The 25,885-nt window shown below is 64.1% G+C and carries 17 protein-coding genes; 9 read left to right on the top strand and 8 right to left on the bottom strand.

The window, feature by feature from the left end:
• Positions 1 to 81: 81 nt before the first annotated feature.
• Positions 82 to 780, bottom strand: coding sequence for a DUF1013 domain-containing protein (locus tag SS05631_RS17575; protein ID WP_037418397.1), 699 nt, complete (start codon positions 778 to 780; stop codon positions 82 to 84).
• Positions 781 to 1,079: 299 nt separating this feature from the next.
• Between SS05631_RS17575 and acs the strand changes: the two genes are divergently transcribed.
• Positions 1,080 to 3,029 (top strand): acetate--CoA ligase, encoded by a 1,950-nt coding sequence (acs, locus tag SS05631_RS17570; RefSeq protein ID WP_037418396.1) that lies wholly within the window; start codon positions 1,080 to 1,082, stop codon positions 3,027 to 3,029.
• Positions 3,030 to 3,271: 242 nt separating this feature from the next.
• On the opposite strand, the gene SS05631_RS17565 is transcribed toward acs, so the two are convergent.
• The gene (locus tag SS05631_RS17565) at positions 3,272 to 3,472 is read right to left on the bottom strand and encodes a DUF1674 domain-containing protein (protein WP_037418394.1); all 201 of its coding nucleotides are present in this window, start codon (positions 3,470 to 3,472) and stop codon (positions 3,272 to 3,274) included.
• 168 nt (positions 3,473 to 3,640) lie between these two features.
• Here SS05631_RS17565 and htpX point away from each other — a divergent pair, with 168 nt between their 5' ends.
• From htpX to purH, 4 genes are all read left to right on the top strand, one after another.
• A complete protein-coding gene (htpX, locus tag SS05631_RS17560) occupies positions 3,641 to 4,600 on the top strand; it encodes a zinc metalloprotease HtpX (protein WP_037418391.1) in 960 nt (319 codons plus the stop codon).
• On the top strand, positions 4,600 to 6,024 hold the full coding sequence (locus SS05631_RS17555; RefSeq protein WP_037418388.1) for an RsmB/NOP family class I SAM-dependent RNA methyltransferase: 1,425 nt from the start codon (positions 4,600 to 4,602) through the stop codon (positions 6,022 to 6,024). The genes htpX and SS05631_RS17555 overlap by 1 nt, the downstream gene beginning before the upstream one ends.
• A 164-nt stretch (positions 6,025 to 6,188) precedes the next feature.
• The gene (locus SS05631_RS17550) at positions 6,189 to 7,874 is read left to right on the top strand and encodes a heparinase II/III family protein (RefSeq protein WP_037418386.1); all 1,686 of its coding nucleotides are present in this window, start codon (positions 6,189 to 6,191) and stop codon (positions 7,872 to 7,874) included.
• Positions 7,875 to 8,004: 130 nt separating this feature from the next.
• On the top strand, positions 8,005 to 9,615 hold the full coding sequence (gene purH / locus SS05631_RS17545) for a bifunctional phosphoribosylaminoimidazolecarboxamide formyltransferase/IMP cyclohydrolase (RefSeq protein ID WP_037418384.1): 1,611 nt from the start codon (positions 8,005 to 8,007) through the stop codon (positions 9,613 to 9,615).
• Positions 9,616 to 9,921: 306 nt separating this feature from the next.
• On the opposite strand, the gene SS05631_RS17540 is transcribed toward purH, so the two are convergent.
• Both SS05631_RS17540 and SS05631_RS17535 read right to left on the bottom strand, forming a co-directional pair.
• Positions 9,922 to 11,313 carry an MFS transporter gene (locus SS05631_RS17540; protein ID WP_037418382.1) on the bottom strand — a complete coding sequence of 464 codons (1,392 nt, stop codon included), beginning with the start codon at positions 11,311 to 11,313 and terminating at the stop codon, positions 9,922 to 9,924.
• A gap of 120 nt (positions 11,314 to 11,433) precedes the next feature.
• Entirely contained in the window at positions 11,434 to 16,221 is a 4,788-nt protein-coding gene (locus SS05631_RS17535) for an NAD-glutamate dehydrogenase (RefSeq protein ID WP_037418380.1), read from the bottom strand.
• A 283-nt stretch (positions 16,222 to 16,504) separates the two neighbouring features.
• Between SS05631_RS17535 and pdxY the strand changes: the two genes are divergently transcribed.
• Positions 16,505 to 17,386: a pyridoxal kinase PdxY gene (pdxY, locus tag SS05631_RS17530; protein WP_095678025.1), complete on the top strand. Its 882-nt coding sequence runs from the start codon at positions 16,505 to 16,507 to the stop codon at positions 17,384 to 17,386.
• 54 nt (positions 17,387 to 17,440) lie between these two features.
• Positions 17,441 to 18,082, top strand: a complete 642-nt coding sequence (locus SS05631_RS17525; RefSeq protein ID WP_037418372.1) for a carbonic anhydrase — start codon at positions 17,441 to 17,443, stop codon at positions 18,080 to 18,082.
• 242 nt (positions 18,083 to 18,324) lie between these two features.
• Here SS05631_RS17525 and SS05631_RS17520 read toward each other — a convergent pair whose 3' ends face one another.
• Positions 18,325 to 19,146, bottom strand: coding sequence for a lytic transglycosylase domain-containing protein (locus SS05631_RS17520; RefSeq protein WP_037418366.1), 822 nt, complete (start codon positions 19,144 to 19,146; stop codon positions 18,325 to 18,327).
• A gap of 179 nt (positions 19,147 to 19,325) precedes the next feature.
• Positions 19,326 to 20,360, bottom strand: coding sequence for an aspartate-semialdehyde dehydrogenase (locus tag SS05631_RS17515; RefSeq protein ID WP_037418364.1), 1,035 nt, complete (start codon positions 20,358 to 20,360; stop codon positions 19,326 to 19,328).
• 568 nt (positions 20,361 to 20,928) lie between these two features.
• Here SS05631_RS17515 and SS05631_RS17510 point away from each other — a divergent pair.
• A complete protein-coding gene (locus SS05631_RS17510; RefSeq protein ID WP_037418362.1) occupies positions 20,929 to 22,821 on the top strand; it encodes an MFS transporter in 1,893 nt (630 codons plus the stop codon).
• 74 nt (positions 22,822 to 22,895) lie between these two features.
• On the opposite strand, the gene SS05631_RS17505 is transcribed toward SS05631_RS17510, so the two are convergent.
• Together SS05631_RS17505 and leuB are read right to left on the bottom strand one after the other, a co-directional pair.
• A complete protein-coding gene (locus SS05631_RS17505; RefSeq protein WP_037418359.1) occupies positions 22,896 to 23,588 on the bottom strand; it encodes a phosphatase PAP2 family protein in 693 nt (230 codons plus the stop codon).
• A gap of 127 nt (positions 23,589 to 23,715) precedes the next feature.
• Entirely contained in the window at positions 23,716 to 24,828 is a 1,113-nt protein-coding gene (leuB, locus tag SS05631_RS17500; RefSeq protein WP_037418356.1) for a 3-isopropylmalate dehydrogenase, read from the bottom strand.
• Between the two features lie 366 nt (positions 24,829 to 25,194).
• Between leuB and SS05631_RS17495 the strand changes: the two genes are divergently transcribed.
• Positions 25,195 to 25,836, top strand: coding sequence for a LysE family translocator (locus SS05631_RS17495; protein WP_037418352.1), 642 nt, complete (start codon positions 25,195 to 25,197; stop codon positions 25,834 to 25,836).
• Positions 25,837 to 25,885: the final 49 nt, after the last annotated feature.

The following is a 25,885-nucleotide window of genomic DNA, read 5'->3' as shown; positions in this document are numbered from 1 at the left end:
CCCTTACGCTTGCAATTAAAGCCAACAAAAAACCCGGACCTGCGGCCCGGGTTCTGCATTTCATCACCGGTGACGAGGCGATCAGTAGTTGTCGTCTTCGTCGTCCTTACGGTCCGACTTCAGAGACTTCAGCTTGGCGAAGACGGCGTCGGCGTCGATTTCCTTCTCTTCCTCGCGATCGAAGCTGTAGTCGATCTTCTCGGTTTCCCGTGCCGACTCGAGCGTGGCGCCCAACTCGGCTGCCGTCGGCAACGGGCGGCCCTTGGCGGCGCGCTCGACTTCCAGGTCGAGATCGATCTGCGAGCAGAGGCCGAGGGTGACCGGATCCATCGGCGTCAGGTTGGCCGAGTTCCAATGGGTGCGCTCGCGAATCTGTTCGATCGTCGACTTGGTCGTGCCGACGAGGCGCGAAATCTGCGCGTCCTTCAGTTCCGGATGGTTGCGGACCAGCCAGAGAATGGCGTTCGGACGGTCCTGCCGCTTCGAAACCGGGGTGTAGCGCGGGCCCTTGCGCTTCGAATCCGGCACGCGGACCTTCGGCTCGGAGAGCTTGAGCTTATGGTTCGGATTTCCCTCGCCGCGGGCGATCTCGTCGCGCGAAAGCTGACCGGTGGCAATCGGATCGAGGCCCTTGATGCCCTGCGCCGATTCACCGTCGGCTATCGCTTTGACTTCGAGCGGGTGCAGCTTGCAGAACTGCGCGATCTGGTCGAACGACAGCGCGGTGTTGTCAACGAGCCAGACGGCCGTTGCCTTGGGCATAAGCAATTGCTGAGCCATGGATATAGTCCTTTCGTCCGTCCGCGCCGGTGTCGCGGGCCGTGGAGTCTACCACTGATTTCCGGGAATTGAGCGTTCTATATCGTTGTTGTCTCGAAATTGCAATTCTTCACTTCCGAATGTGCTTTTGTCTAATTGCGGCCAAGCTTTGACCTGCTATGAATCGTCCGAACGGGCGGTGGGAGTGCCGCCGCGAGCGGTGGAATCCCGCTCCGACTTCGAAAAACGATCCTGCTGGCGGTCTGGGCAGACCCGGCCCCAAGCATCGTGATCCAGCAGCAATGCGCAGGGAGGAAAACATGGACGTCAAGACCCATCCGGTCCTGGAAGCGGCCAAGAATCGCACGCTCATCGACAACGCGACCTATCTGAAATGGTATGAGCAGAGCATTGCCGATCCGGAGACGTTCTGGGGCGAGCATGGCAAGCGGATCGACTGGTTCCAGCCCTATACCAAGGTCAAGAATACGTCCTTCGAGGGCGACGTTTCGATCAAGTGGTTCGAAGACGGCCTCACCAACGTCTCCTACAATTGCATCGACCGCCATCTGAAGACGCATGGCGACAAGACGGCGATCATCTGGGAAGGCGACAATCCATACCTCGACAAGAAGATCACCTATAACGAGCTTTACGACAGGGTTTGCCGTCTTGCCAACGTGCTGAAGAAGCATGGCGTCCAAAAAGGCGACCGCGTCACCATCTACATGCCCATGATCCCGGAAGCGGCCTTTGCGATGCTCGCCTGCACCCGCATCGGCGCCATCCACTCGGTCGTTTTCGGCGGCTTCTCGCCGGAGGCGCTCGCCGGCCGCATCGTCGACTGCGAATCGACCTTCGTCATCACCTGCGACGAGGGCTTGCGCGGCGGCAAGCCGGTGCCGCTCAAGGAAAACACCGACAAGGCGATCGACATCGCTGCCCGCCAGCATGTCATGGTCAACAAGGTGCTGGTGGTGCGCCGCACTGGCGGCAAGGTCGGCTGGGCGCCGGGCCGCGATCTCTGGTACCACCAGGAGACCGCAACCGCCGAGCCACATTGCCCGCCGGAGAAGATGAGCGCCGAAGAGCCGCTGTTCATCCTCTATACGTCCGGCTCCACCGGCAAGCCCAAGGGGGTGCTGCACACGACCGGCGGCTATCTCGTCTATGCCTCGATGACCCACCAATATGTCTTCGATTATCACGACGGCGATATCTACTGGTGCACGGCCGATGTCGGCTGGGTAACCGGCCATTCCTATATCGTCTACGGGCCGCTCGCCAACGCCGCGACGACGCTGATGTTCGAGGGCGTGCCGAACTTCCCGGATGCCGGCCGCTTCTGGGAAGTCGTCGACAAGCACAAGGTCAACATCTTCTATACGGCACCGACGGCGATCCGCTCGCTGATGGGCGCCGGCGACGATTTCGTCAAACGCTCGTCGCGCTCGTCGTTGCGCCTGCTCGGAACCGTCGGCGAACCGATCAATCCGGAAGCCTGGGAATGGTACTACCATGTCGTCGGCGAGGAGCGTTCGCCGATCGTCGACACCTGGTGGCAGACGGAGACAGGCGGCATCCTGATCACGCCGCTGCCGGGCGCCACCGATCTGAAGCCCGGCTCGGCGACACGGCCCTTCTTCGGCGTCAAGCCGCAGATCGTCGACAATGAGGGCAAGGTGATCGACGGACCGGCGGACGGCAATCTCTGCATCATCGACAGCTGGCCGGGGCAGATGCGCACCGTCTATGGCGACCACGAGCGCTTCATCCAGACCTATTTCTCGACCTACAAGGGCAAATACTTCACCGGCGACGGCTGCCGCCGCGACGAGGACGGCTATTACTGGATCACCGGCCGCGTCGATGACGTCTTGAACGTCTCCGGCCACCGCCTCGGCACGGCCGAGGTCGAATCGGCGCTCGTCTCGCATCACCTCGTCTCGGAAGCCGCGGTTGTCGGCTATCCGCACCCGATCAAGGGCCAGGGCATCTATTGCTACGTGTCGCTGATGGCGGGCGAGGCCGGCAGCGACGAACTGCGCCAGGAACTGGTCAAGCATGTCCGCTCGGAGATCGGGCCGATCGCCACGCCGGACAAGATCCAGTTCGCGCCCGGCCTGCCGAAAACGCGCTCGGGCAAGATCATGCGCCGGATTCTCCGCAAGATCGCCGAGGACGATTTCGGCTCGCTCGGCGATACCTCGACGCTCGCCGACCCGGCGGTTGTCGACGACCTGATCGCCAATCGGCAGAACCGGGCGTGAGGTGAGTTTAAGGTTGATTGAGCCTTTTGCCCCTCACCCTAGCCCTCTTCCCGCTCGCGAGGAGAGGGGACTAAGGCCGTGCCCCATCCTCCTTCTCCCCGCTTGCGGGGAGAAGGTCGCGGCAGCGGGATGAGGGGCGTTACGCCACTGCACCAGCCGAATTCCCAGCGTAATGTGCCGCAGGGTCGAGCGAGTTGTGCTCGGGAGAGCATCATCGATTCGCTGTCGAAACGATAATCGCCTTAGAAGTCGATCGCCCGGCCCTTGATTTCCCAATCGCCGAAACGGGACGGATCCAGCCCGCCGCGGCCGCCGATTTCTGCCGGCGCTTCCTTTTTCTCCTCGGTGCGGCGTCGCTCGTCCGCTTCCTGGAGCGCGCGGAGGGCCGCGGGTGACAGCGGCCGCTTGGGCCGATGGGGTGAATTGTCGTTGTCGTTCTGCATGTGCGAGTCGGATCAGCCTTAGGATATTGAAGAACGGGGGCCTCGTCCCCATCATATAAGTCGCTTCCGTCGAAGCGGGAACCCTGATTCACGTGAAACGTTTGAGCAGTTCGGGGCAGCCTGCTCCGAGGTTGAACGAAAACGACCTGAGTGCCTGGAGTCTGATCCATGAACCTCGTGCGCACCGCAATGCTGCTTGCCTTCATGACCGTCCTGTTCATGGCTGTCGGCTATGTCATTGGCGGCAGGGGCGGCATGATGATCGCCCTGGTCATGGCCGCGGGCATGAACTTCTTCTCCTACTGGAATTCCGACCGCATGGTGCTCAGGATGTATCGGGCCCAGGAGGTCGACGAGCGCAGTGCGCCGGAATATTACGGCATCGTGCGCGACCTGGCGCAGAATGCCGGTCTGCCGATGCCGCGCGTCTACGTCATCGATAGCCCGCAGCCGAACGCCTTCGCCACCGGCCGCAACCCGCAGAATGCCGCGGTCGCCGCCTCCACCGGCCTGCTGCAGTCGCTCTCCTATGAGGAGGTGGCCGGCGTCATGGCGCATGAGCTCGCGCATATCCAATACCGCGACACTTTGACGATGACCCTGACGGCGACGCTCGCCGGTGCCATTTCGATGCTCGGCAATTTCGCCTTCTTCTTCGGGGGCAACCGCGAGAACAACAATCCTCTCGGGTTTATCGGTGTCCTGATCGCGATGATCGTCGCTCCGCTAGCGGCCATGCTGGTGCAGATGGCGATCAGCCGCACGCGCGAATACTCCGCCGACCGGCGCGGCGCCGAGATCTGCGGCAATCCTCTCTGGCTCGCCTCGGCGCTCCGGAAGATCGCCGGCGCTGCCCATGTCATTCACAACCAGGACGCGGAGCGCAATCCGGCGACGGCGCACATGTTCATCATTAATCCGCTTTCGGGCGAGCGCATGGACAACCTCTTCTCGACGCATCCGAACACCGAAAACCGCGTCGCCGCGCTCGAGCGGATGGCAGGCGAGATGTCGGCGGGCTCGACGCCGCCGGCTCGCCCTGATAATGCGGTGCGCAAATCGCGCTCTGTCCCGAGAACCGGCTGGGGTCGCGGTGGTTCCGAACCGCCGAAAGGCCCCTGGTCCTGATGCCCGAAGACAGACAAAACGATTCACATCCGAAACGAGCCCGCCGAATCAAGCCGTTCCAGAAGCCCGGCCAGCGGCCCGATGCTGCCGGCGCCGTTTTTAAGCCGGGGCTGAAAAGCCGCCAGGCGGCCGCCAAGATCCTGGCGGCGGTGATCGACCGCAAGACGCCGCTCGACGGCATGCTCGACCAGGAGCACGGCAATCCGGCCTATCGCGAGCTCAACGATGCCGACCGGGCGCTGGTGCGCGCCATCCTCAATTCGGCGCTCCGGCACCTGCCGCGGGTCCGCGCTGCGATCGACTCGCTGATCCAGACCCCCCTGCCGGATGGCGCCCGCGCGCTCGAACACGTGCTGACGGTCGCAGCAGCGCAGATCCTTTATCTCGACATCCCGGATCATTCCGCCGTCGACCTTGCCGTCGAGCAGGCGCAGGCCGATCCGCGGAATCGCCGCTTCGCCAGCCTCGTCAACGCGGTGCTCCGGCGGCTTTCGCGCGAGAAGGAGGCGATCCTCGAGACGGTGAATGCCGTGCCGGCCATTCCGGCCTGGTTCTATGAGCGCCTGGTCGCTCATTACGGCCAAGCCCAGGCGGAAGGCATCTCGGAAGCGCAGCTCGTTCCAGCGGCGATCGACCTGACGGTAAAGTCCGACGTCGCCGGGTGGGCCGGGCGCCTTGGCGGCATGGTGCTGCCGACCGGCTCCGTTCGGCTCGGTGAGTTTTCCGGGGCGATCCCGTCCTTGCAGGGCTTTGCGGAAGGCACGTGGTGGGTGCAGGATGCCGCCGCCTCGATCCCGGCGCGCCTCTTCGACGATCTTTCCGGCAAGACGGTGGTCGATCTCTGCGCGGCACCAGGCGGCAAGACGGCCCAACTCGTTCTTGCCGGGGCGCAGGTGACGGCGCTCGACCAGTCGTCCAGCCGGTTGCGGCGGCTGAAGGCCAATCTCGAACGGCTCGGCCTCGAAGCCCGGACGAAAGAGATCGACATGGCGAATTTCCGCCCGGAGGAGCTCTTCGATGCCGCCCTTCTCGATGCCCCTTGCTCCTCTACCGGCACCACCCGGCGTCACCCGGATGTGCTCTGGACGAAAGGGCCGGAGGATGTGGAAAAGCTCGCCCGCCTCCAGGAGCGGCTGCTGCGGCATGCGTTGAGGCTCGTTAAGCCCGGCGGTATCGTGGTCTTTTCCAATTGCTCGCTGGACCCGCGCGAAGGCGAAGAGGTCGTTGAACGCGTTCTAGGCGACGGACTTTGCGAGCGCGTGCCGATCGCCCCGTCCGATTGGCCGGGGCTCGAGGCGGCGATCACCGCGCTCGGCGAGTTCCGCACGACACCGGCGATGCTGCCGCTCGAGCCCCCCTTTTCCGGCGGGCTCGACGGCTTCTACGCGGCTGTGCTGCGCCGATCCCTGGGCAGCGACGATTGACGCTTCAGAACCGTCTGCCTATCAATGGCGGCAAATTGATAGAAATTTAATCTTCCTTCCGGCACCATTCCGGCCCATGAAAGCGATTCTGGCGCAATCCCGACAGGTGCTCATCAAGCGCTTCGAAGGTTCCGTCGCGGCCATCAACAAACCTGCAGGCGCCGATGCTGTTTTCCGCTAGACGAAGGCTGCTTTACCTGTATCTGCGCGAAGGCTGGCGCCGCCTTGCGCGGCGGATTTCGCTTGGGCGGCTGGCGGCCCTGCGTTTTTCCAGGTCAACCCCGGACAGGCTTATCGTCGCGCCGACCGATCTCAGAGCCATCGACCCCTTTGTAGCGGAGGAAATCCTTCAGGGCCGCTATCCGCTCGCCGGCCGGGTGCTCGACACCGAAGGTGAATCGCCGTTCGAGATCGATCTGCCGTCGCACGAATTTGCGAATCGGCTGCATGCCTTCGACTGGCTGCGCCACATGCGCGCCGTCCGCGATGAAGCGGGCTTTGCGAGGCTCCGTCAGATCGTCGACGACTGGATGGGCACGCATGGCCGCAACATCGGCGGCATCTCCTGGGAAGCGGATGTGATCGCGCAGCGGGTCATCGCCTGGCTGTCGCATTCGCCGGTGGTGCTGCGCAACGCAGAGCATGGCTTCTATCGCCGCTTCCTGAAAAGCCTCACCTATCAGGTCCGCTATCTTCGCCACGTCGCCGGAACGGTACCGGAGGGCGAGGCGCGGCTCAGGGTTCGCATCGCGCTGGCAATGGCGTCCGTGTCAATGCCGGTCTCGCCTTCGGTGCTGCGCCGGGCGGCGCGCGGTCTGGACCTCGAACTCGACCGGCAGATCCTCGCGGATGGCGGCCACTTCTCCCGCAATCCCCGCGCCGGACTCGAACTGCTGCTCGACCTGCTGCCGTTGCGCCAGACCTATGTCAATCTCGGTCACGACGTGCCGTCGCGGCTGATTTCCGGCATCGACCGGATGTACCCGGCGCTTCGGTTCTTCCGGCATCAGAGCGGCGAACTGGCGCTCTTCAACGGCGCAACCTCGGTGCCGGCACACGAGCTTGCTTCGGTGCTGCGCTACGACGAGACCGCGGGCGAGCCGTTCCGGTCGCTGCCGCACATCAGTTTCGAGCGGCTCTCGCTCGGCGAGACGGTGGTCATCGTAGACACGGGCCGACCCCTGTCGGTCGATCTGTCGCGCAGCGCCCATGCCGGCTGCCTCTCCTTCGAGATGTCGTCGGGGCGAAACCGCCTCATCGTCAATTCCGGCGCGCCGAAGTTCGCCGGCGAACGATTCCGGCAGATGGCCCGCGCCACCGCCGCCCACTCGACGGTGACGGTGAACGACACCTCCTCCTCGCGCTTTTCGCAATCGCGCTTTCTCGGCGCAATCATGGTGAGCGGCGTATCGCAGGTCGAGACGGAGCGAAACGACGAGCCGGGCCGAATCGAATCCGTCAAGGCGAGCCATGACGGCTATCTCGCCGCCTTCGGCCTCATCCACGAGCGCGACGTCGGCATTCTGAACGGCGGCCGGCTGATCCGCGGGCGCGACCGGCTTTCGCGGGAAAACGGCAGCGATCCGGAGGCGTCCGACAGCGCGATGGCTGTCGCCCGTTTTCACATCCATCCGGCGATCGGGCTGCGGCAAAGCAGCAAGAGCGAGATCTATCTGAGCGCGCCGGACGGCGAGGCCTGGCTCTTTGCCTGCCGGGATGGAGACCTGGCGATCGAGGAGGACGTCTTCTTCGCCGATCCGTCCGGCGTGCGCGCCTCGTCGCAGATCACCGTGACCTTCGCGGTTGCGGCGCAGCCGGAAATCCAGTGGACGCTGACCCGCGAGGGGTAGGACCAAGCCTATTTTCGACCTCCGCGGCTGCGAAGGTTCCTTCCGTCGGCAAGCTGTGCTAACGGGCAGCCATTCCAATCGCCGGCACCCCTCTTTCCAAGCGTCCGGCGTTGCCAAAGGAGCATGGTTGATGGCTGTCGCCTCCAAGAAAATCCCGGCTCCGGACGAGGTCCGGATCCAAACCGCCCTCCTCTCCGTCTCCGACAAGGCGGGTATCGTCGACCTCGCCCGCGCCCTCAATGAAAAGGGCGTAAGGCTGGTCTCGACCGGCGGCACGCACAAGGCGCTGGCGGGGGCCGGCCTTCCGGTCAGCGACGTTTCCGAATTGACCGGCTTTCCGGAAGTCATGGATGGCCGCGTCAAGACGCTTCATCCCGGCGTCCACGGCGGCCTGCTCGCCATCCGCGACGACGCGGACCACAAGGCGGCGATGGACGCGCATGGGATAACCGCGATCGATCTCGTCGTCATCAATCTCTATCCGTTCGAGGAAGTCCGCGCCGAGGGCGGCGACTATCCGACCACGGTTGAGAATATCGACATCGGCGGACCGGCGATGATCCGCGCATCGGCCAAGAACCATGCCTATGTGACGATCGTCACCGACCCGTCCGACTATTCGGCGCTGCTCGAGGAAATCGCCGACGGCACGACGCGCTACGCCTTCCGGCAGAAAATGGCCGCCAAGGCCTATGCCAGGACGGCTGCCTATGACGCGGCGATCTCAAACTGGTTCGCCGAGGCGCTCGATTTCGCCATGCCGCGCCATCGGGTCATCGGCGGCGTGCTCAAGGAAGAGATGCGCTACGGCGAGAACCCGCATCAGAAGGCGGGCTTCTACGTCACTGGCGAGAAGCGGCCGGGGGTCGCGACCGCGACGCTGCTGCAGGGCAAGCAGCTTTCCTACAACAACATCAACGACACGGACGCCGCCTTCGAGCTGGTGGCGGAGTTCCTGCCGGAAAAGGCGCCGGCCTGCGCGATCATCAAGCATGCCAATCCCTGTGGCGTCGCCACCGCGCCGTCGCTCGCCGAAGCCTATCGCCGGGCGCTCGCCTGTGATTCGACCTCGGCCTTTGGCGGCATCATCGCGCTCAACCAGCAGCTCGACGCCGAAACGGCCGAAGAGATCGTCAAGCTTTTCACCGAGGTGATCATCGCGCCGTCGGTCAGCGACGAGGCCAAGGCGATCATCGCCCGCAAGCCGAACCTCAGGCTGCTGGCGGCAGGCGGCTTGCCGGATCCGCGCACGCCCGGGCTGACCGCCAAGACGGTCGCCGGCGGGTTGCTCGTTCAGACGCGCGACAACGGCATGGTCGAGGACCTCGAACTCAAGGTCGTCACCAAGCGCGCGCCGTTAGCGCAGGAGCTCGACGACATGAAGTTCGCCTTCAAGGTGGCGAAGCACGTCAAGTCGAACGCCGTCGTCTATGCGAAGGACGGCCAGACGGCCGGGATCGGCGCCGGCCAGATGAGCCGCGTCGATTCGGCTCGAATCGCCGCCATCAAGGCCGAGGAAGCGGCCAAGGCGCTCGGCCTTGCGGCGCCGCTGACGTGCGGTTCGGCGGTCGCTTCGGAGGCCTTTCTGCCTTTCGCCGACGGTCTGCTGTCGGCGATCGCCGCCGGCGCCACCGCCGTCATCCAGCCGGGTGGCTCGATGCGCGACGACGAGGTCATTGCCGCCGCCAATGAGCACAATGTCGCGATGGTGTTTACCGGGATGCGGCACTTCCGGCATTGAGCGGTTAGGCGCGTTCCGTCATGTCAGTGGCGCACACCTGTGGGTGCTGAGTCTCTTCTCGTTCGTCATCCTCGGGCTTGACCCGAGGATCTAGGCGCAGGCCATGAAGCACCAGCAGCGCGGCGCCGAAATGCAGCGCTCACTGAACTTTGGCGGCCCATGAATGGATCCTCGGGTCAAGCCCGAGGATGACGATGGAGTGGGATGCGGGCGGCATAAAGCCGCTCGCGCCTCACCTCGTCGCAGCCCGAAAGGTCAGCGCATACCTCTTCCCGAGCGCAACGCGAATCTCGCCCGTGCGCCCGTTTATCCCGGCCGGCGGGCCGGATAGGGCGTGCGCAACAGCAGCATGAGGCCGACGGCGAGGAAGGCGACCAGCGCCATCATGCCGATTCGCGCCGAACCGGTCGCTACGGTGATCGTCGCAACCGAGGCAGGCGCCAGGAACGAGGTGGCGCGGCCGGACAGCGCGTAGAGCCCGAAATAGCGCCCGGCCTCGTCGGGTGAGACGCTGCGGGCGAGATAGGATCGCGACGAGGCCTGGACCGGACCGAAGGCGATGCCAACCAGCAGGCCGTAGAGGATATAGGCCTTCTCGGCGGCGGTGCCGAATAAGCCGCTCGAGTCCGCCGTCGGCAGCGGGACCAGCCCGAACAGTGTGAAACTGGGACCCGTCGAGACGATGCCGAGCGTCGCAATGGTCAGGCAAACGAGGCTGGCGACGACGATGGTCTTCGAGCCGAGCCGCGTGTCCAGCCGGCTCGCATAGAGGCAGCCGCCGATCGCGACGACGTTGAGGATGATGCCGTAGAGGCCGAGTTCCATCGTCTGCCAGCCGAACATGCCGGCGGCGAAGGTGCCGCCGAGCGCCAGCAGACCGTTGACGCCATCCTGGAAAATCATGCGGGCGATCAGGAAGCGCAGGATCCCTGCCCTCTCTTTCAGTTCCCCGAGCGTGCCCTTGAGTTCCGTGAGGCCGCGAGCCGTCGCCTCCTTCAGAGACGTCGTCGCCTTGCCCGCATCCGGGGTGAAGAGGAACATCGGCAGGATGAAGACGAGGTACCAGAGCGCCGAGATCGGGCCGGTGATGCGGGCGTCCTCGCCCTTGGCCGGGTCGAGCCCGAAAAGCGGATCGAGCCCGAGCGCCGTCTTGCCGGTAGCCGGATTCCCGGCGAGCAGCGCAACGACGCCGATCAGCACGATCATGCCCCCGAGATAGCCCATTCCCCAGGCGATGTTGGAGATTCTACCGACGTGCTTCTCGCTGACCAGGAGGGGCATCATCGAATCGTTGAAGACGATCGAAAACTCGGCGGCGACCGTTGCGAGCGCCAGGAAGAGCGCCGGGTAGATCAGCGGCGAACCAGGCACCGCGAACCAGAGCATGGCGAGCGAGGCGATCTTGATGGCGGCAAAAAAGCCGATCCACGGCTTGCGGGGTCCGGTCGCATCGGCGATGGCACCGAGGACCGGCGACAGCACGGCTATGACGATACCGGAGACCGTCAGCGTATAGCCCCAGATCGCCTGGCCGGCGGTGTGATCCGTCGTTAGCCGGGAAACGAAATAGGGCGCAAAGATGAAGGTGGTGATGACGGTGAAGAAAGGTTGGGCGGCCCAGTCGAACAGCATCCAGCCGGCAATGCCGAGGCGCGTGGTTTTCGGCTGTTGCTGCGCCTGTGCGGCTGCGATGTCCAATCTCCCCTCCCGGAACCGACCCCCTGCGCCCTTCAGCGGAGCGCAGGGTCAAAGCGTTGAAAACACGCTCGAACCGGGAACGGAATCAATCCTCCTGGCCGGCGGCCCCGACGGACTGTGTCATTTCGCCCTGCCGCGTGCAAGATCGCTGAGGAGACCTGCGGCGACCGTGATCTTGGCCAGCGTCGTCTCGCCCTTTTCGGTCAGCAGCTTCAACTGGTCGCCGGCGCGCGACACGCGCTCACGATCCTGTTCCTGCCAGGCGAGAACCGGATTGCGTTCCTTCTTCTGTTCAACGAGGGCGGCGACGGTGATGTCGCGCCGTGCGGTGGCGATGTCGGCAACGGCCCGTGTCAGCGCCATCGCCTCGAACTGTTCGGTGGCCGGCACCCGGTCGGCCGCCGCCAGCAGCCGGTTGACCCGGAACGTCTCGGTCACGGCGAAGTAGCCCTGAGCCGTGCGGTTGAGCGGCTCGCCGGTAACCGTGGCGATCTGCATGATCTCGGGGACCAGGGTCATCAGCGACAGTTCGGTGATCTCTTCGGCGAGCTTGGCCGGCACGCCGCTTTCGATGAAGCCCGCCGCCTTCAGGCGCGCCTCCTCGGCGCTTCCGCTCGAAATCGCCTCACGCATCGTGCCGCGCAGCTTCTGCAGCCCCTCGCGCAGCCGCTGAACGGCGTCGGCAACGGGGCCTTCGGACGCTCGGGTGCGCAAAGCCCGCTCGGCGACCAGCGCGAAGATGCGGCCGACTTCCTGGTAGAGCCGGTTCTGCACCTGGCCGCTGACCCTGTTGTCGAGCGCATCGATCTCGCTATAGATCCGCGGCAGGTCGAAGCCGTCGAGCGCCAGCACTGCGGCCTTGACGACATCGGCGGAAAGGAAGCCGGTCGCATCCGTGAGCGTCGAGACGAAAGCGGGGCCGCCGCGATTGATCGTCTCGTTGGCGAGCACCGTCGCTATGATCTCGCGGCGCAGCCGGTGACCGTGGATGTCCCCGGCATAGGGCTTGCGCATCTTCGCCGGGAAGTAGCGTTCGAGGGTCGCGGTGAAATAGGGGTCGTCCGGCAGCTCGCTCTGGATCAGCTCTTCGAACAGCACCAGCTTCGCATAGGAGAGCAGCACGCCGATTTCCGGGCGGGTCAGCGGCTTGCCCGCCTGGTAGCGTTCGGCCATCGCCAGTTCCGTCGGCAGGGTTTCCACCTTGCGGTTGAGGTGCCCGTCGGTCTCGAGCCGCGCCATCAGCCGCGCCAGCGGCGTGCGGTTGCCGAGGCCCTGCAATTCGGTGAGCGAGATCGCCAACGACTGCTGATAGTTGTTGCGCAGCACGAGATGCCCGACCTCTTGGGTCATCGCGGCGAGCAGCGTGTTGCGCTTCGGCCGGGTCAGCCGGCCGTCGCGCATCGCCGAGGCGAGTGCGATCTTGATATTGACCTCAACGTCGGAGGAATTGACGCCGGCCGAATTGTCGATCGCATCGGAATTGCAGCGCCCGCCGGCAAGCGAGAAGCCGATGCGTCCCCTCTGGGTAACGCCGAGATTGGCGCCTTCGCCGATGACCCGCGCGCGCACCTCTTCCGCCGTGACGCGGATCGGATCGTTGGCGCGGTCGCCGACCTCGGCGTCCGTTTCGTTGCTGCCGCGCACATAGGTGCCGATGCCGCCGAACCACAACAGGTCGACCTGGCTCTTCAGGATGGCGTTCATGATCTCGAACGGCGTCGCCTTCTGCTTGTCTATGCCAATCGCCGCCATTGCCTCCGGCGTCAGAGTCACCAGCTTCTCGGCGCGCGAGATGATCATTGCTCCCGGCGAAAGCGTCTTGCGGTCATAGTCCTGCCAGCTCGAACGCGGCAGCGCGAACATGCGCTTGCGCTCGGCAAAGGAGAGATCGGTATCCGGATTCGGATCGATGAAGATGTCGCGGTGGTCGAAGGCGGCGATCAGCCGGATCTTCTCCGAAAGCAACATGCCGTTGCCGAAGACGTCTCCCGACATGTCGCCGACGCCGGCGACCGTGAAGGGCTTCGTCTGGATGTCGATGTCCATCTCGCGGAAATGCCGCTTGACGGCTTCCCAGGCGCCGCGCGCCGTGATGCCCATCTTCTTGTGGTCGTAACCCGCCGAGCCGCCGGAAGCGAAGGCGTCGTCGAGCCAGAAGCCGGCCTCCTGCGCCAGCCCGTTCGCCGTGTCCGAGAAGGTCGCGGTACCCTTGTCGGCCGCGACGACGAAATAGGGGTCGTCGCCGTCTAGCCGAAGCGTGTCCTTCGGCGGCACGACCTCTTGGCCGACGATGTTGTCGGTCACCGAGAGCAGCGTGCGAATATAGGTCTTGTAGGCTTCGGTTCCGGCCTTGAAGACCTCGTCGCGGCTGCCGCCAATGGGGAGCTGCTTCGGATAGAAGCCGCCCTTGGCGCCGACCGGAACGATGACGGCGTTCTTGACCTGCTGCGCCTTGACGAGGCCGAGCACCTCGGTCCGATAGTCCTGAGCCCGGTCGGACCAGCGCAGCCCGCCGCGCGCCACCTTGCCGAAGCGCAGGTGCACGCCTTCGACTTCGGTGCCGTAGACGAAGATTTCGCGGAAGGGTCGCGGTTCCGGCAGGCCTTCGAGCTGTTTCGGATCAAGCTTGAAGGCGAGCACGGCGCGCGGCCTGCCCTCGGCATCCTGCTGGAAATAATTGGTCCGGAGCGTCGACTGGATGACGTTGACGTAGCGGCGCAAGATCCGGTCCTCGTCGAGGCTCGGCACGGCAGCGAGCGCCTCCTCGATCGTCGCAAGCAGCACGCTCTCTTTCTTCGAGCGGGCCTTGGCGTCCACCTTCGGATCTAGCCGCGTCGAGAACAGCCGGAAGATATCGGCGGCGATCGCCGGATATTTGTTCAGCGTATCGGCGATGTAGCCTTGCGAATAGGTAATTCCCGCCTGGCGCAAATAGCGCGAATAGGCGCGCAGCACCGTCACTTCACGGGCGGTGAGCCCGGCGAGCAGCACCAGCCGGTTGAAGTTGTCATCCTCGATCGTGCCGTTCCAGGCCGCAAGGAAGGCTTCCTCCAGGGCGGCGCCGGTCTTGGCGAGATTGACCGAGTGGCCGTCGCGGTGAATGAGCTCCATGTCGTGCAGCACGACCTCGCGCGGCTCCTGCCCGGGGGCGCGCACGCCGATATCGTGGGTCTGCTCGCTGATGACGCGGAAGCCGAGATTTTCGAGGAGCGGCACGCGGCGGGACAGCGAGACCGGCGTCTCGGCGTGGAAGATCTTTAGTTCCAGCGCGTCGGGGCTCTCCCGGTCCCGGTGATAGAAGGAGATGCGGATCGGATCGTCCGCCTTGCAGGCGGCTATCCCGGTGAGATCCGCATAGGCCTCGGCCGGCGTAAAGGCGGCCTGATAGGCTTCGCCGACCACGAGCTCGACACCGTCCTTGCGGGCGAACAGGTTGAAGCGGTCGGTCCAGCGGGTGACGATGGCGCGGACGGCTTCCTCGAGCTTCGCCTGCGGGACGCGCGGCGTCCTGCCGCCCGAGCGCCCGATGATGAAATGGACGCGCGCCAGGCCTCCTTCCGGGAAGGCGGGGTAATAGGCGGAGACGCGGCCGTCATAGGCGGTCTTCAGGTAGTCGCCGATCTTTTCGCGGACAGCCGAATCATATTGCTCGCGCGGCACGAAGACGATGACCGAGACGAAGCGGTCGAAGTGGTCGATGCGCGGCAGCACGCGCACCCGCGGCCGGTCGCCAAGCTCGTTGATCTGCTCCGAGAAGGCGGCGAGCAGGCCGATGTCGATCTGGAAGAGATCGTCGCGCGGATAGGCTTCGAGCGTATTGGCCAGCATCTTGCCGGAGTGACTCTGCGGATCGTAGCCGAAGTGATCGATGATCTTCTCGATCTTGTGCCGCAACAGCGGAATTTCCGCCGCCTGCCTCGTATAGGCGGTCGAGGTGAAGAGGCCGACGATGCGCAGCTCGCCAACGACGTTGCCTTCGGCGTCGAAGCGCTTGACGCCTATATAATCCATATAGGCCCGGCGGTGGACGACCGACTTCACATTGGCCTTGGTAACGATCAGGAAGTCGGGACCTTCAAGGAAGGCCAGGATCTCCGGCGTCGTTAGAACCGCATCCTTGCCCTGCCTGAGAACGCGGACCTCGGGATTGGAGAGGATGCCGAGGCCGCGCCCCTTGCCGCGCTCCACGCTCGCTTTCTCGCCCTTTCCGGAATAGGTGTATTCGCGCATTCCGAGGAAGGTGAAATTATTGTCCCTTAGCCAGCGAAGGAAGGCGAGGGCCTCGTCGCGGTCGCTCTTCTTGCGGGAGGCGCTGTAATCTTCCAGTTCCCGCATGGCCTGATCGAGGAGAGCGGTCATCGCCGGCCAGTCGTGTACCGCCTGATGAACCTGCTCCAGCACGTCGCTGATGCGCTTGCTCAGCGACCGCTCCTCGAGCGGCGTCAGTTTGCTCAGATGGATCTGGATGTGGCTGACGCGGTGGGCGGGGTCGCTTCCCTCGTCCGGGTCGAACAATTTGGCGGGCTGGCCCGGCTCCCTAACCAGAATGGGGTGGATCGCCAGGTGGATGTCGCGATGGGTGCTCGTCACCTCGCCCATGACGGAGTCGTAGAGGAAAGGCATGTTGCGTTCGGTGACGGCGATGATCGAGACTTCCGTTCCACCCGGCGCCACGCCCGGCACCGTCTCGACCGACACCTGCGGTCTGCCGCCGTCCCAGCGGGCCAGTTCCTTGCGCGCATGGGCGGCGGTCAGCGCCAGCATGTCCGGCGAATAGAGATCAAGGTCGTCGTTGCTCGCGCCGCTGAAGAGGATTTCCGGCGGCAGAGTTTCGGCACCGATCTTGGTCACTGCCGCACGGGCCGCATCGATGTGACGGTCCCGTTTCGGATTATGCTTCACGCCCATGAACTCGCTCCCCCAAAAATGATAGTTGACCCTATCAGAACCATGGTCAATGGCGATGGTTTTTTAAACGAATTTGGGCGAAATCGAGCCGGTTTTTGAAGAAATTCACGCCGAATCGACCTAAATCCATTTAAATCCGGGGTGATTTCGCAAAAATTTCCAGAAAAACGATGAAAACGAACAAAACCCCGCAAGGCTTCAAAATCGTCCCGAGCGACTGCCTGTTGACAAGGCGGCGACAGTCGGGCGATCACGCTTCGAATCGAAGGATGGTCTTGCCCCGATGTCCGAAATGCACGCCGCGCCAGGCGCCGTCATCGTCATCTCCAGCCACGTGGTTCGCGGCACCGTCGGCAATCGCGCCGCCGTGTTCGCGCTGGAGACGCTCGGGCATCGTGTGTGGGCGCTGCCAACCATCATTCTTCCCTGGCATCCCGGTCATGGCCGTTCGACGCGGGTGGTGATGCCGGACGCGGATTTTCGGTCCGTCATCGACGATCTCGCCAGCGCCCGCTGGGCGGGCGAGGTGCGCGCCGTCCTCTCCGGCTACCTGGGTTCGCCTGCTCAAGCCGAGGGCGTCGCCCGGCTGGTGACGGTGCTCAGGGGCCGCAATCCAGACCTTTTCTACGCCTGCGACCCGGTGATCGGCGATGTGAACGGCCTTTACGTGCCGGTCGAGATTGCCGCCGCCATCCGCGATCGGCTGCTGCCGCTGGCGACGCTCGCGACGCCGAACCGATTCGAGCTTGCCTGGCTTGCGGGCGCAGCACTCGAGACCAATGCGACGCTTCTCGACGCAGCACTTGGTCTTGGGCCGCCGCAGGTGCTGGTGACTTCGGCGATCCCCATGATGAGCGGCGGCACCGGCAATCTCTATCTCTCCGGCCGCCATGCGCTGCTTGCTGAGCATCGGCTGATCGACGACCCGCCGAACGGCACCGGAGACCTGCTTTCGGCCGTTTTCCTGGCCCGACTTCTTCAGGGGCTTTCCGAGGAGCGGGCGCTGCAGATGGCCACCGCCAGCGTGTTCGAGATCATCGCGCGCAGCCGCAAGCGCGGCGCCGACGAATTGACGCTCGAGCAGGATGCTTCGAGCCTGGCGACGCCGATGGCGATGGTGCAGATGCGCCGGCTGTTGCATCCGAGCCAGGTGCGGCCGAAATAAAGAAACTGCTCATAATGGATTGATCTGACGATCGCAGCGAGGTAACCGATGGATATGCAGCGTTTCCCGGAACATCTTCTGAACGGCTATCGCAACTTCATGAGCGGCCGGTTCAGCGAACAGCAGCAACGCTACAAGACACTAGCAGAAACGGGGCAGAAGCCGCGGACGATGCTCATCGCCTGCTGCGATTCGCGTGCGGCCCCCGAAACGATCTTCGACTGCGGCCCGGGCGAGCTCTTCGTCATCCGCAACGTTGCCAATCTGATGCCGCCCTATGAGCCGGACGGGCACTATCACTCAACCTCGGCGGCCCTGGAATTCGCGGTCCAGTCGCTGCGTGTCAGCGATATCGTCGTCATGGGTCACGGCCGCTGCGGCGGCATCAAGGCGGCCCTCGATCCGGATGCAGAACCGCTTTCGCCCGGCGATTTCATCGGCCGCTGGATGAATCTCTTGAAGCCCGCCGCGGAGCAGATCCAGAGCAACGAGGTGATGACGCAGGCCGAACGCCAGCGCGCGCTCGAGCGCGTATCGATCCGCAATTCGATCGCCAATCTCCGGACTTTTCCTTGCGTGCAGGTCCTCGAGGCGAAGGGAAAACTGCAGCTTCACGGCGCCTGGTTCGACATTTCGACCGGCGAGCTCTGGGTGATGGACGCGAAGACCGGCGATTTCACCCGCCCGGGAACGTGACAGACATGGGTTCGCCCATCATCCGGCCCGCCGCCAGTCCCTTCCCGCAGGCGGCGCAGGCGGGGAGAAGGGACTGGCGGAACGGCCGATGCCTGTTCAGAAATCTGCTTGAGCGATCCGCAGAACAGCACCGCGATCCTTCAGGAAAGGGGCGCAGAGGTTGCAGCAAAGTCCCTTCTCCCCGCAAGCGGGAGAAGGTGCCGGCAGGCGGATGAGGGCAATTCAAGCGTGGCTGTTTCTGATCAGTCGCCGTCGATCTCGGCGCCGATGATGGCGATCGCCTGCTGGTAGACGCTTGCGGCGTTCCAGCCCTGGATCGCCGCGTAGTTCACCTGGCCCGGCTGGTAGCCGCCACCCGGCTGCCAGCCGTGGCCGCGCAGGAAGTTTGCGGTCGAGGCCAGCGCGTCGGCTTTCGAGCGCACCATGTCGATATGGCCGTTGCCGTCGCCATCCACGCCGAATTTCAAGACGTTCAGCGGCAGGAACTGCGTCTGACCGATTTCGCCATGGGCAGCGCCGCGGGCGGTGGGGCTCAGATCGCCCCGTTCGACGAGCTGAAGCGCGGCATAGAGCTGGTCGGTGAAATAGGCGGAGCGGCGGCAATCATAGGCGAGCGTCGAGACGGCGGAGAGCGTGTGCTCCTTGCCCATGAAGGAGCCGAAGCCGGTCTCCATGCCCCAGATGGCGATCAGCGGGCCGGCCGGCACGCCGTAGCGCTGCTGGATGCTTTCGAAAAGCGCGGCGTTCTGGGCGCGCATTTTCCGGCCGCGCGAGATGATCGCCTGGCCGCCGCGCTTCTGCATGAACTGGTCGAGCGACAGCTTGAAGCTTTTCTGGCCGCGGTCGGCACGGATCGTCGCCCGGCTGTAGGAAACATTGGCGAGAGCCTGATCGAGCACCGATGGCCTGATGCCGTTGCCGGCCGCCTCGCGCTTGAACTCGGCGACCCAGGCGGAAAAGCCCCCGGCGCCGTTGCCGCATTGCGCCGCAGAAGCGGCCGCGGGAAGAAATGCCGTTGAGATGAGGGCTGCAAGCCCCGTTACTGCGCACCTTGCCATGTGCATGGTATACCCCGTCAAAGCCCGAATGGTTGACTTGAAAGCCCGCCCCGCCCGGGCTCTCTCGTTTGCTCTCGTCCCCCGGCGATGTTTCACGTGAATCCACCGCCCCGAAGTCAATGCGAAACCCCGCAAGGTCGCTGTCGCCGAGCGGGGTTTCGGGTTAATAAGCGATCGCCGGCTCTTCAGGCCGCCTGCTTGCGCGGCTTGATTAGGCCGCGATTGACAAGCAGTTCGGCAATCTGAACCGCATTCAGCGCCGCACCCTTGCGCAGGTTGTCGGAGACCACCCACATGTTGAGACCGTTTTCGACGGTCGCGTCCTCGCGGATGCGCGAAATATAGGTCGCATCTTCGCCGGCGCATTCATAGGGCGTTACGTAGCCGCCGTTCTCATGCTTGTCGACGACGAGGCAACCCGGCGCCTCGCGCAGGATCTCGCGCGCCTCGTCGGCGGTGATCTCGTTCTCGAATTCGATGTTGACCGATTCCGAATGGCCGATGAACACCGGCACGCGCACCGCGGTGCAGGTCACCTTGATTTTCGGATCGAGCATCTTCTTGGTCTCGGCGAGAACCTTCCACTCTTCCTTGGTGTAGCCGTCCTCCATGAAGACGTCGATATGCGGAATGACGTTGAAGGCGATGCGCTTGGTGAACTTCTTGCTCTCGATCGGGTCGGCGACGAAGACCGCGCGCGTCTGGTTGAAGAGCTCGTCCATGCCGTCCTTGCCGGCGCCGGAGACCGACTGGTAGGTGGAGACGACGACGCGCTTGATCTTCGCGTGGTCGTGCAGCGGCTTTAGGGCGACGACGAGCTGCGCCGTCGAGCAATTCGGATTGGCGATGATGTTCTTCTTGGTGAATCCGGCAACCGCGTCGGCGTTCACTTCCGGCACGATCAGCGGCACTTCGGCGTCGTAGCGCCAGGCCGACGAATTGTCGATGACGACGCAGCCCTGCTGGCCGATCTTCGGCGAGTACTTGAGCGATACCGCGCCGCCGGCCGACATCAGGCAAATATCCGTGTCGGAGAAGTCATAGGTTTCGAGGTTGGAGACCTTCAGCGTCTTGTCACCGTAGGACACTTCAGTTCCGATGGAGCGCGAGGAGGCGAGCGCCACAACCTCGTCCGCAGGAAATCCCCGTTCGGAGAGGATGTTCAGCATCTCCCGGCCCACATTGCCGGTGGCGCCTGCGACTGCAATCTTGAAACCCATGTTCTAAGCTCTCTTTCTGTCTCTCCTCATCTGGTGGAGGCGGAGCCGCGCGGATCGTCCGCGAGGGTCCTGTCCCCGGCCGTGCCGGGGAGAGAGCGGAGGGCCAGAGACGTCAGACGGTTTTCGTCGTCGTTTTGGCCGTTGTTTTGCTTGCGAGCGAGAAAGCGCACGCCTGCCCGGCATGGGCCGGCACGTGCAGCGCAGCGATGGACGAATTGTTCGGTCGCATCTCGTTTCCTCGTTCGCCGCTGCTCTTACCGGCTTTTCCACAAGAGTCAAGCCGCCGGAGCCTCTGCGCCCTCGAATTGCTCGGCCGGCCAACCGATCCCGACCGTCATGGTCCCTCTCCCCGTCGTCACGCCGCGTGCGGGCGAGGGTTAGGGTGAGGGGCAAATCCGCGCCCGATCGCCACATTAGACGAAAGTCATAGGACGAAAGCATCCCTGCCTGGGGAAGGGCTTTTCTGACATCCTCTCGACTCAGGCGCACCGCGTTCCGGACCTCGGGGAGGAGCCGGATCGATCGAACGGGCGCTCAAGGAATGCCTTTTGAAGTGGAGGATCATCAAATGGCAAATGTCGCAACAGCGGACGGCGTCAAGAAAGCCGGCCCTATGACCGCCGAGGAGAAGAAGGTCATCTTCGCCTCGTCGCTCGGTACCGTCTTCGAATGGTATGATTTCTATCTTTATGGATCGCTCGCCGTCTATATCGGCGCGACCTTCTTCAGCCAGTATCCGGAGACGACCCGCAACATCTTCGCGCTGCTTGCCTTTGCCGCAGGCTTCCTGGTGCGCCCCTTCGGCGCGCTCGTCTTCGGCCGGATCGGGGACCTTGTCGGCCGCAAGTATACGTTCCTCGTCACGATCCTGATCATGGGTCTGTCGACCTTCCTGGTCGGCGTTCTGCCCGGTGCCGCTTCGATCGGTATAGCCGCGCCGATCATCCTGATCGTCCTGCGCCTGCTGCAGGGTCTGGCGCTCGGTGGTGAGTATGGCGGCGCCGCAACCTATGTCGCCGAACATGCGCCGCATGGCCGTCGCGGCTATTTCACCTCGTGGATTCAGACGACGGCGACGCTCGGCCTGTTCCTGTCGCTGGTGGTGATCCTGTTCGTGCAGCTCATACTCGGCAAGGAGGCCTTCGCCGCGTGGGGCTGGCGCATACCCTTCCTGCTGTCCTGCGTGCTTCTTGGCGTCTCCGTCTGGATTCGGCTGAAGATGAACGAATCGCCGGCCTTCAAGAAGATGAAGGAAGAGGGCAAGGGTTCGAAGGCGCCGCTGACGGAGGCCTTCGGCCAGTGGCGGAATGCCAAGGTCGCGCTGCTGGCGCTCTTCGGTGCCGTCGTCGGTCAGGCCGTCGTCTGGTATTCCGGCCAGTTCTACGCCTTGTTTTTCCTGCAGAGCATCCTGAAGATCGACGGCCAGTCGGCGAACCTGATGGTTGCCGCCTCGCTCGTGCTCGGCACCGGCTTCTTCGTCTTCTTCGGCTGGCTTTCCGACAAGATCGGCCGCAAGCCGATCATCATGGCCGGCCTGCTGCTCGCCATGCTGACCTACTTCCCGCTGTTCAAAACCTTGACCTGGGCCGGAAACCCGGCTTTGGCCGAGGCACAGCAGAGTGTTCGCGCCACCGTCGCCGCCGCACCCGGGGACTGCAAATTTCAGTTCAACCCGACCGGCACGGCGAAGTTCACGACTTCGTGCGACATCGCAACGGCCTTCCTGACAAAGAACTCGGTGCCTTATGACGTGGTGACCACGGCGGCCGCGGGGACGCCGGCGACCGTGAAGGTCGGCGAGACGACGATCACCAGCTATGACGCGGTCGCCGCCGGCGACAAGGCGAAAGCCGAGGATGCTGCGTTCAGCAAGCAGGTCAACATGGCGCTGCAAGCCTCCGGCTACCCGCTGGTGCGTGGTGCCGCAAAGGTGCCAGAATCGAAGCTCGACGCTTTCGTCGCGGCCAATCCGGAGCTCGCCCTCGACGCGGCTGCGATCCGTGCCGGCGACAAGACCATGGTTCCGGCCGACAAGCTGACCGCCGACAAACTGCTGACCAAGGAAGAAGTCGGCAGCGCGACCGAAATGGCGGTCTATTCGATCGACAAAGGAGGCGCATTCACGATGGTGGCCGATCCGGCTCGCGTCAACTGGACGGTGATCATCGCCGTGCTGACCGTCCTCGTCATCTATGTGACGATGGTCTCCGGACCGATCGCCGCTCTGCTCGTCGAACTCTTCCCGACCCGCATCCGCTACACCGGCATGTCGCTGCCCTATCACATCGGCAACGGCTGGTTCGGCGGCCTGCTTCCGGCAACGGCCTTCGCCATGAGCGCGGCAAAGGGCGATATCTACTATGGTCTCTGGTACCCGATCGTCTTCGCCGGCATCACCCTGGTGATCGGCCTTCTGTTCCTGCCGGAAACCAAGGACCGCAATATCGACGCGATGGACTGAGCCGCAAATAAGGCAGCCTTTTCTCGATATCCAATAAGCTCTCCTGACTCCGGCGCGGCCTCCGCGCCGGCTTTTTATTTGAGCCGAGAACGCGCGGTCTTCGGTGCCGGCCAGCCGCCGGCGTCGAGCCGGAAGAGCCAGTCCCGGCGGGCGAAGAGAAAGGCGACCATCATTGCGGTCCAGAGGCCGAGCAGCAGGCCGGCCGCCACATCGCTCGGATAGTGGGCGCCGACGACGACGCGCGACACGCCGATCAGCAGCGCCAAGATCAGAAAGAGCGGCCGCAGCCTCGGCGTCAGCATGGCGAAGGCACCGAAGAAGGCGCCGGCGGCCGTCGAGTGGCCCGATGGAAAACTCTCGAAAGCGCCGCTGCCGGTAAAGGGCGTCAGGCTGTAGGCCCCGTATTCGGCGAAGAGCTCCGGGCGGGCGCGGCCGATCAGCAGCTTCAACCCGTGCACCAGCACGCTTGCCGTGCCGATCGTCAGCAGGAAGTAGGCCCCGAGGCGGCGTGCCGTGCGGGCCCGCTGCCGGACGGTGTTGCGTCGCGACGATCGCCTGACGATGAAGGCGATCAGGAGCAGGGTCGCGGAGGTATAGATCATCCAGGCGAAGGTGCCGAAATCGGTGATCGCCCGGTTGAAGCCGACGATCTCTTGCGGCAGGCCCTGCGCCCATTGCGACAGGTGCGGATCGAAGGGAACGAGGGCCACGACGAGAATGATCGTCGTCAGCAGGATCCAGCCGGAGGAGGCAAGCGGTTGGTTCATGTCGTGTTTCCCGGATCGGTTCCCTGCATGTGAAGTCGAGCGCGGGAAAATCAAGGGATTCAAATCAAAACACCTCCGGACCGTGTCCGGAGGTGTTTTCGTATAGGTAGGCGAGAGTAACGGCCGATCAGGCCGAGAGCGCCTTGAACTCGGCGAGAATGGCGTCGCCCATTTCGACGGTGCCGACCTTCCGGCAGCCTTCCGCCATGATGTCGCCGGTGCGGATGCCCTTGTCGAGCACGTTGGCGATTGCCCTTTCGAGATTGTCGGCTTCCTTCACGAGGTTGAAGGAGTAGCGCAGGCACATGGCGAAGGAGGCGATCATCGCGATCGGGTTGGCGATGCCCTGGCCGGCAATGTCCGGCGCCGAGCCGTGCACCGGCTCGTAGAGCGCCTTGCGCTTGCCGGTCCTGGCGTCCGGTGCCCCGAGCGAGGCCGAAGGCAGCATGCCGAGCGAGCCGGTCAGCATCGCGGCGACGTCGGAGAGCATGTCGCCAAACAGGTTGTCGGTAACGATGACGTCGAACTGCTTCGGCTGGCGCACCAGCTGCATGCCGCCGGCATCGGCCAGCATGTGCTCGAGCTGAACGTCCGAATATTTCGCCTTGTGCGTCTCGGTAACAACCTGGTTCCAGAGCACGCCCGACTTCATGACGTTGCGCTTTTCCATCGAGCAGACCCGGTTCTTGCGGGTCCGCGCCAGTTCGAAGGCGACGCCGGCGATGCGCTCGATCTCGTAGGTGTCGTAAACCTGCGTGTCGATGCCGCGCTTCTGGCCGTTGCCGAGATCGATGATTTCCTTCGGCTCGCCGAAATAGACGCCGCCGGTCAGCTCGCGGACGATCAGGATGTCGAGGCCTTCGACCAGCTCCGGCTTCAGCGAGGACGCGTTGGCAAGCGCCGGATAGCAGATGGCCGGGCGCAGATTCGCAAAGAGCTCCAGATCCTTGCGCAGACGGAGAAGTCCGGCTTCCGGGCGCACTTCATAGGGAACCGCATCCCATTTCGGTCCGCCGACGGCGCCGAAAAGCACCGCGTCGGCGGCAAGGGCCTTCGCCATGTCCTCTTCCGAGATCGCCGCGCCGTGGGCGTCATAGGCGGATCCACCCACGAGCCCCTCCTCCGTCACGAAGCCGGTGCCCTGCTCGGCATTCATGTAGGCGATGATTTTGCGGACTTCCGCCATGGCTTCCGGGCCGATGCCGTCGCCGGGCAGAAGGAAGAGATTGCGCACAGTCATGGATAGTCCTTCTCGAGGGGAAAACTCGGGCGGTTCTTAACGCAACTTCGTATCGAGGGAAATCGCGTCGGCGAAAGATTTGTGCGCGTCTACCGGTTCCCTCGGAAACAGACCCCGCCCGCCGGAACGCGGGAAAATGATAACATGGACCGATCACCGGTTCGCCCCAACGGCGAGGAAAAACCCATGCGCAGGTTCATTCGGGCTGTCGCAGAGCTGGTTCAGGCCACGATCGATATTCTCACCTTCCGCAAGCCTCTGCACCGTCACTGATGCCGCCAGACGTTCGCCGCCGCTGCCGTTTCCGCTTGACGGAATCGGCGCCGGGCGCTCGAATGACCGAATTCCACAACCGGGGTTTCCAAGATGTCCGAGACGCTTCTAGTCGGTGCCTTCCTTGCGGCCCTTTCCTACACCCTGATCCCCGGCCCCGCCTTCCTGGCGCTGCTTGGCATCGGCGCCGGCCAGGGCCGCAAGGCCGGCGCGCTGTTCATGGGCGGCCACCTCGCCGGCGATATCCTCTGGTCGACGCTGGCGCTCATCGCCATCGTCGGCGCCCGCTCGATCGGTACGGCGCTCTTTGACATTCTCGGGCTCATCTGCGGCGCCTATCTCGCCTGGATTGGCTGGACGGCGCTGAAGGCCCGGCCGAAGGGCGACAATCGCGCCCTGATGACGGTCGAGCGGCCGCTCCGACGCGGGCTGATCTTCGGGCTCACCAATCCCAAGGGTTATCCGGTGGCGCTCGCGACCTTCACGGCGCTCCTCGCCGGCTCCGCCAACGCCTTGGAATTCGACGCCCTGCCGATGCTGCTCGCCGTGTCGCTGATCGGTTTCCTGCTCGCCGATGTGATTCTGGTCGCCATTATCGGCGCCTCGGTCGTCCGGCGCTTCTACCGGCGCCACGAGCTCACCATCGTCCGGCTATCCGGGCTGCTCTTCATCGGCTTCGCCGTGCAGGCGATCTGGCACGCGGCGCCCGGTCTTTTCGGCATGCGCAGGGCTTGAACAGCCCGCGTCCGCCAACCACTTCACATCTGCCGGTGCGTCAAGCCCA

Source organism: Sinorhizobium sp. CCBAU 05631, assembly GCF_002288505.1.
In the GTDB taxonomy this organism is placed as follows: domain Bacteria; phylum Pseudomonadota; class Alphaproteobacteria; order Rhizobiales; family Rhizobiaceae; genus Sinorhizobium; species Sinorhizobium fredii_C.
Note: the sequence above shows the minus strand (reverse complement) of the source record. Positions and strands in the feature narration are given on the sequence as shown.

Excerpts from the sequence above, each read along its gene's own strand:
- leuB (WP_037418356.1), bottom strand. The coding sequence starts at position 24,828 with ATGACTGTGCGCAATCTCTTCCTTCTGCCCGGCGACGGCATCGGCCCG.
- SS05631_RS17565 (WP_037418394.1), bottom strand. The coding sequence starts at position 3,472 with ATGCAGAACGACAACGACAATTCACCCCATCGGCCCAAGCGGCCGCTG.
- SS05631_RS17575 (WP_037418397.1), bottom strand. The coding sequence starts at position 780 with ATGGCTCAGCAATTGCTTATGCCCAAGGCAACGGCCGTCTGGCTCGTT.
- pdxY (WP_095678025.1), top strand. The coding sequence starts at position 16,505 with ATGTCCGAAATGCACGCCGCGCCAGGCGCCGTCATCGTCATCTCCAGC.
- SS05631_RS17525 (WP_037418372.1), top strand. The coding sequence starts at position 17,441 with ATGCAGCGTTTCCCGGAACATCTTCTGAACGGCTATCGCAACTTCATG.
- htpX (WP_037418391.1), top strand. The coding sequence starts at position 3,641 with ATGAACCTCGTGCGCACCGCAATGCTGCTTGCCTTCATGACCGTCCTG.
- purH (WP_037418384.1), top strand. The coding sequence starts at position 8,005 with ATGGCTGTCGCCTCCAAGAAAATCCCGGCTCCGGACGAGGTCCGGATC.
- SS05631_RS17505 (WP_037418359.1), bottom strand. The coding sequence starts at position 23,588 with ATGAACCAACCGCTTGCCTCCTCCGGCTGGATCCTGCTGACGACGATC.
- SS05631_RS17535 (WP_037418380.1), bottom strand. The coding sequence starts at position 16,221 with ATGGGCGTGAAGCATAATCCGAAACGGGACCGTCACATCGATGCGGCC.
- SS05631_RS17495 (WP_037418352.1), top strand. The coding sequence starts at position 25,195 with ATGTCCGAGACGCTTCTAGTCGGTGCCTTCCTTGCGGCCCTTTCCTAC.
- SS05631_RS17555 (WP_037418388.1), top strand. The coding sequence starts at position 4,600 with ATGCCCGAAGACAGACAAAACGATTCACATCCGAAACGAGCCCGCCGA.
- SS05631_RS17550 (WP_037418386.1), top strand. The coding sequence starts at position 6,189 with ATGCTGTTTTCCGCTAGACGAAGGCTGCTTTACCTGTATCTGCGCGAA.
- SS05631_RS17515 (WP_037418364.1), bottom strand. The coding sequence starts at position 20,360 with ATGGGTTTCAAGATTGCAGTCGCAGGCGCCACCGGCAATGTGGGCCGG.
- SS05631_RS17510 (WP_037418362.1), top strand. The coding sequence starts at position 20,929 with ATGGCAAATGTCGCAACAGCGGACGGCGTCAAGAAAGCCGGCCCTATG.
- SS05631_RS17520 (WP_037418366.1), bottom strand. The coding sequence starts at position 19,146 with ATGCACATGGCAAGGTGCGCAGTAACGGGGCTTGCAGCCCTCATCTCA.
- acs (WP_037418396.1), top strand. The coding sequence starts at position 1,080 with ATGGACGTCAAGACCCATCCGGTCCTGGAAGCGGCCAAGAATCGCACG.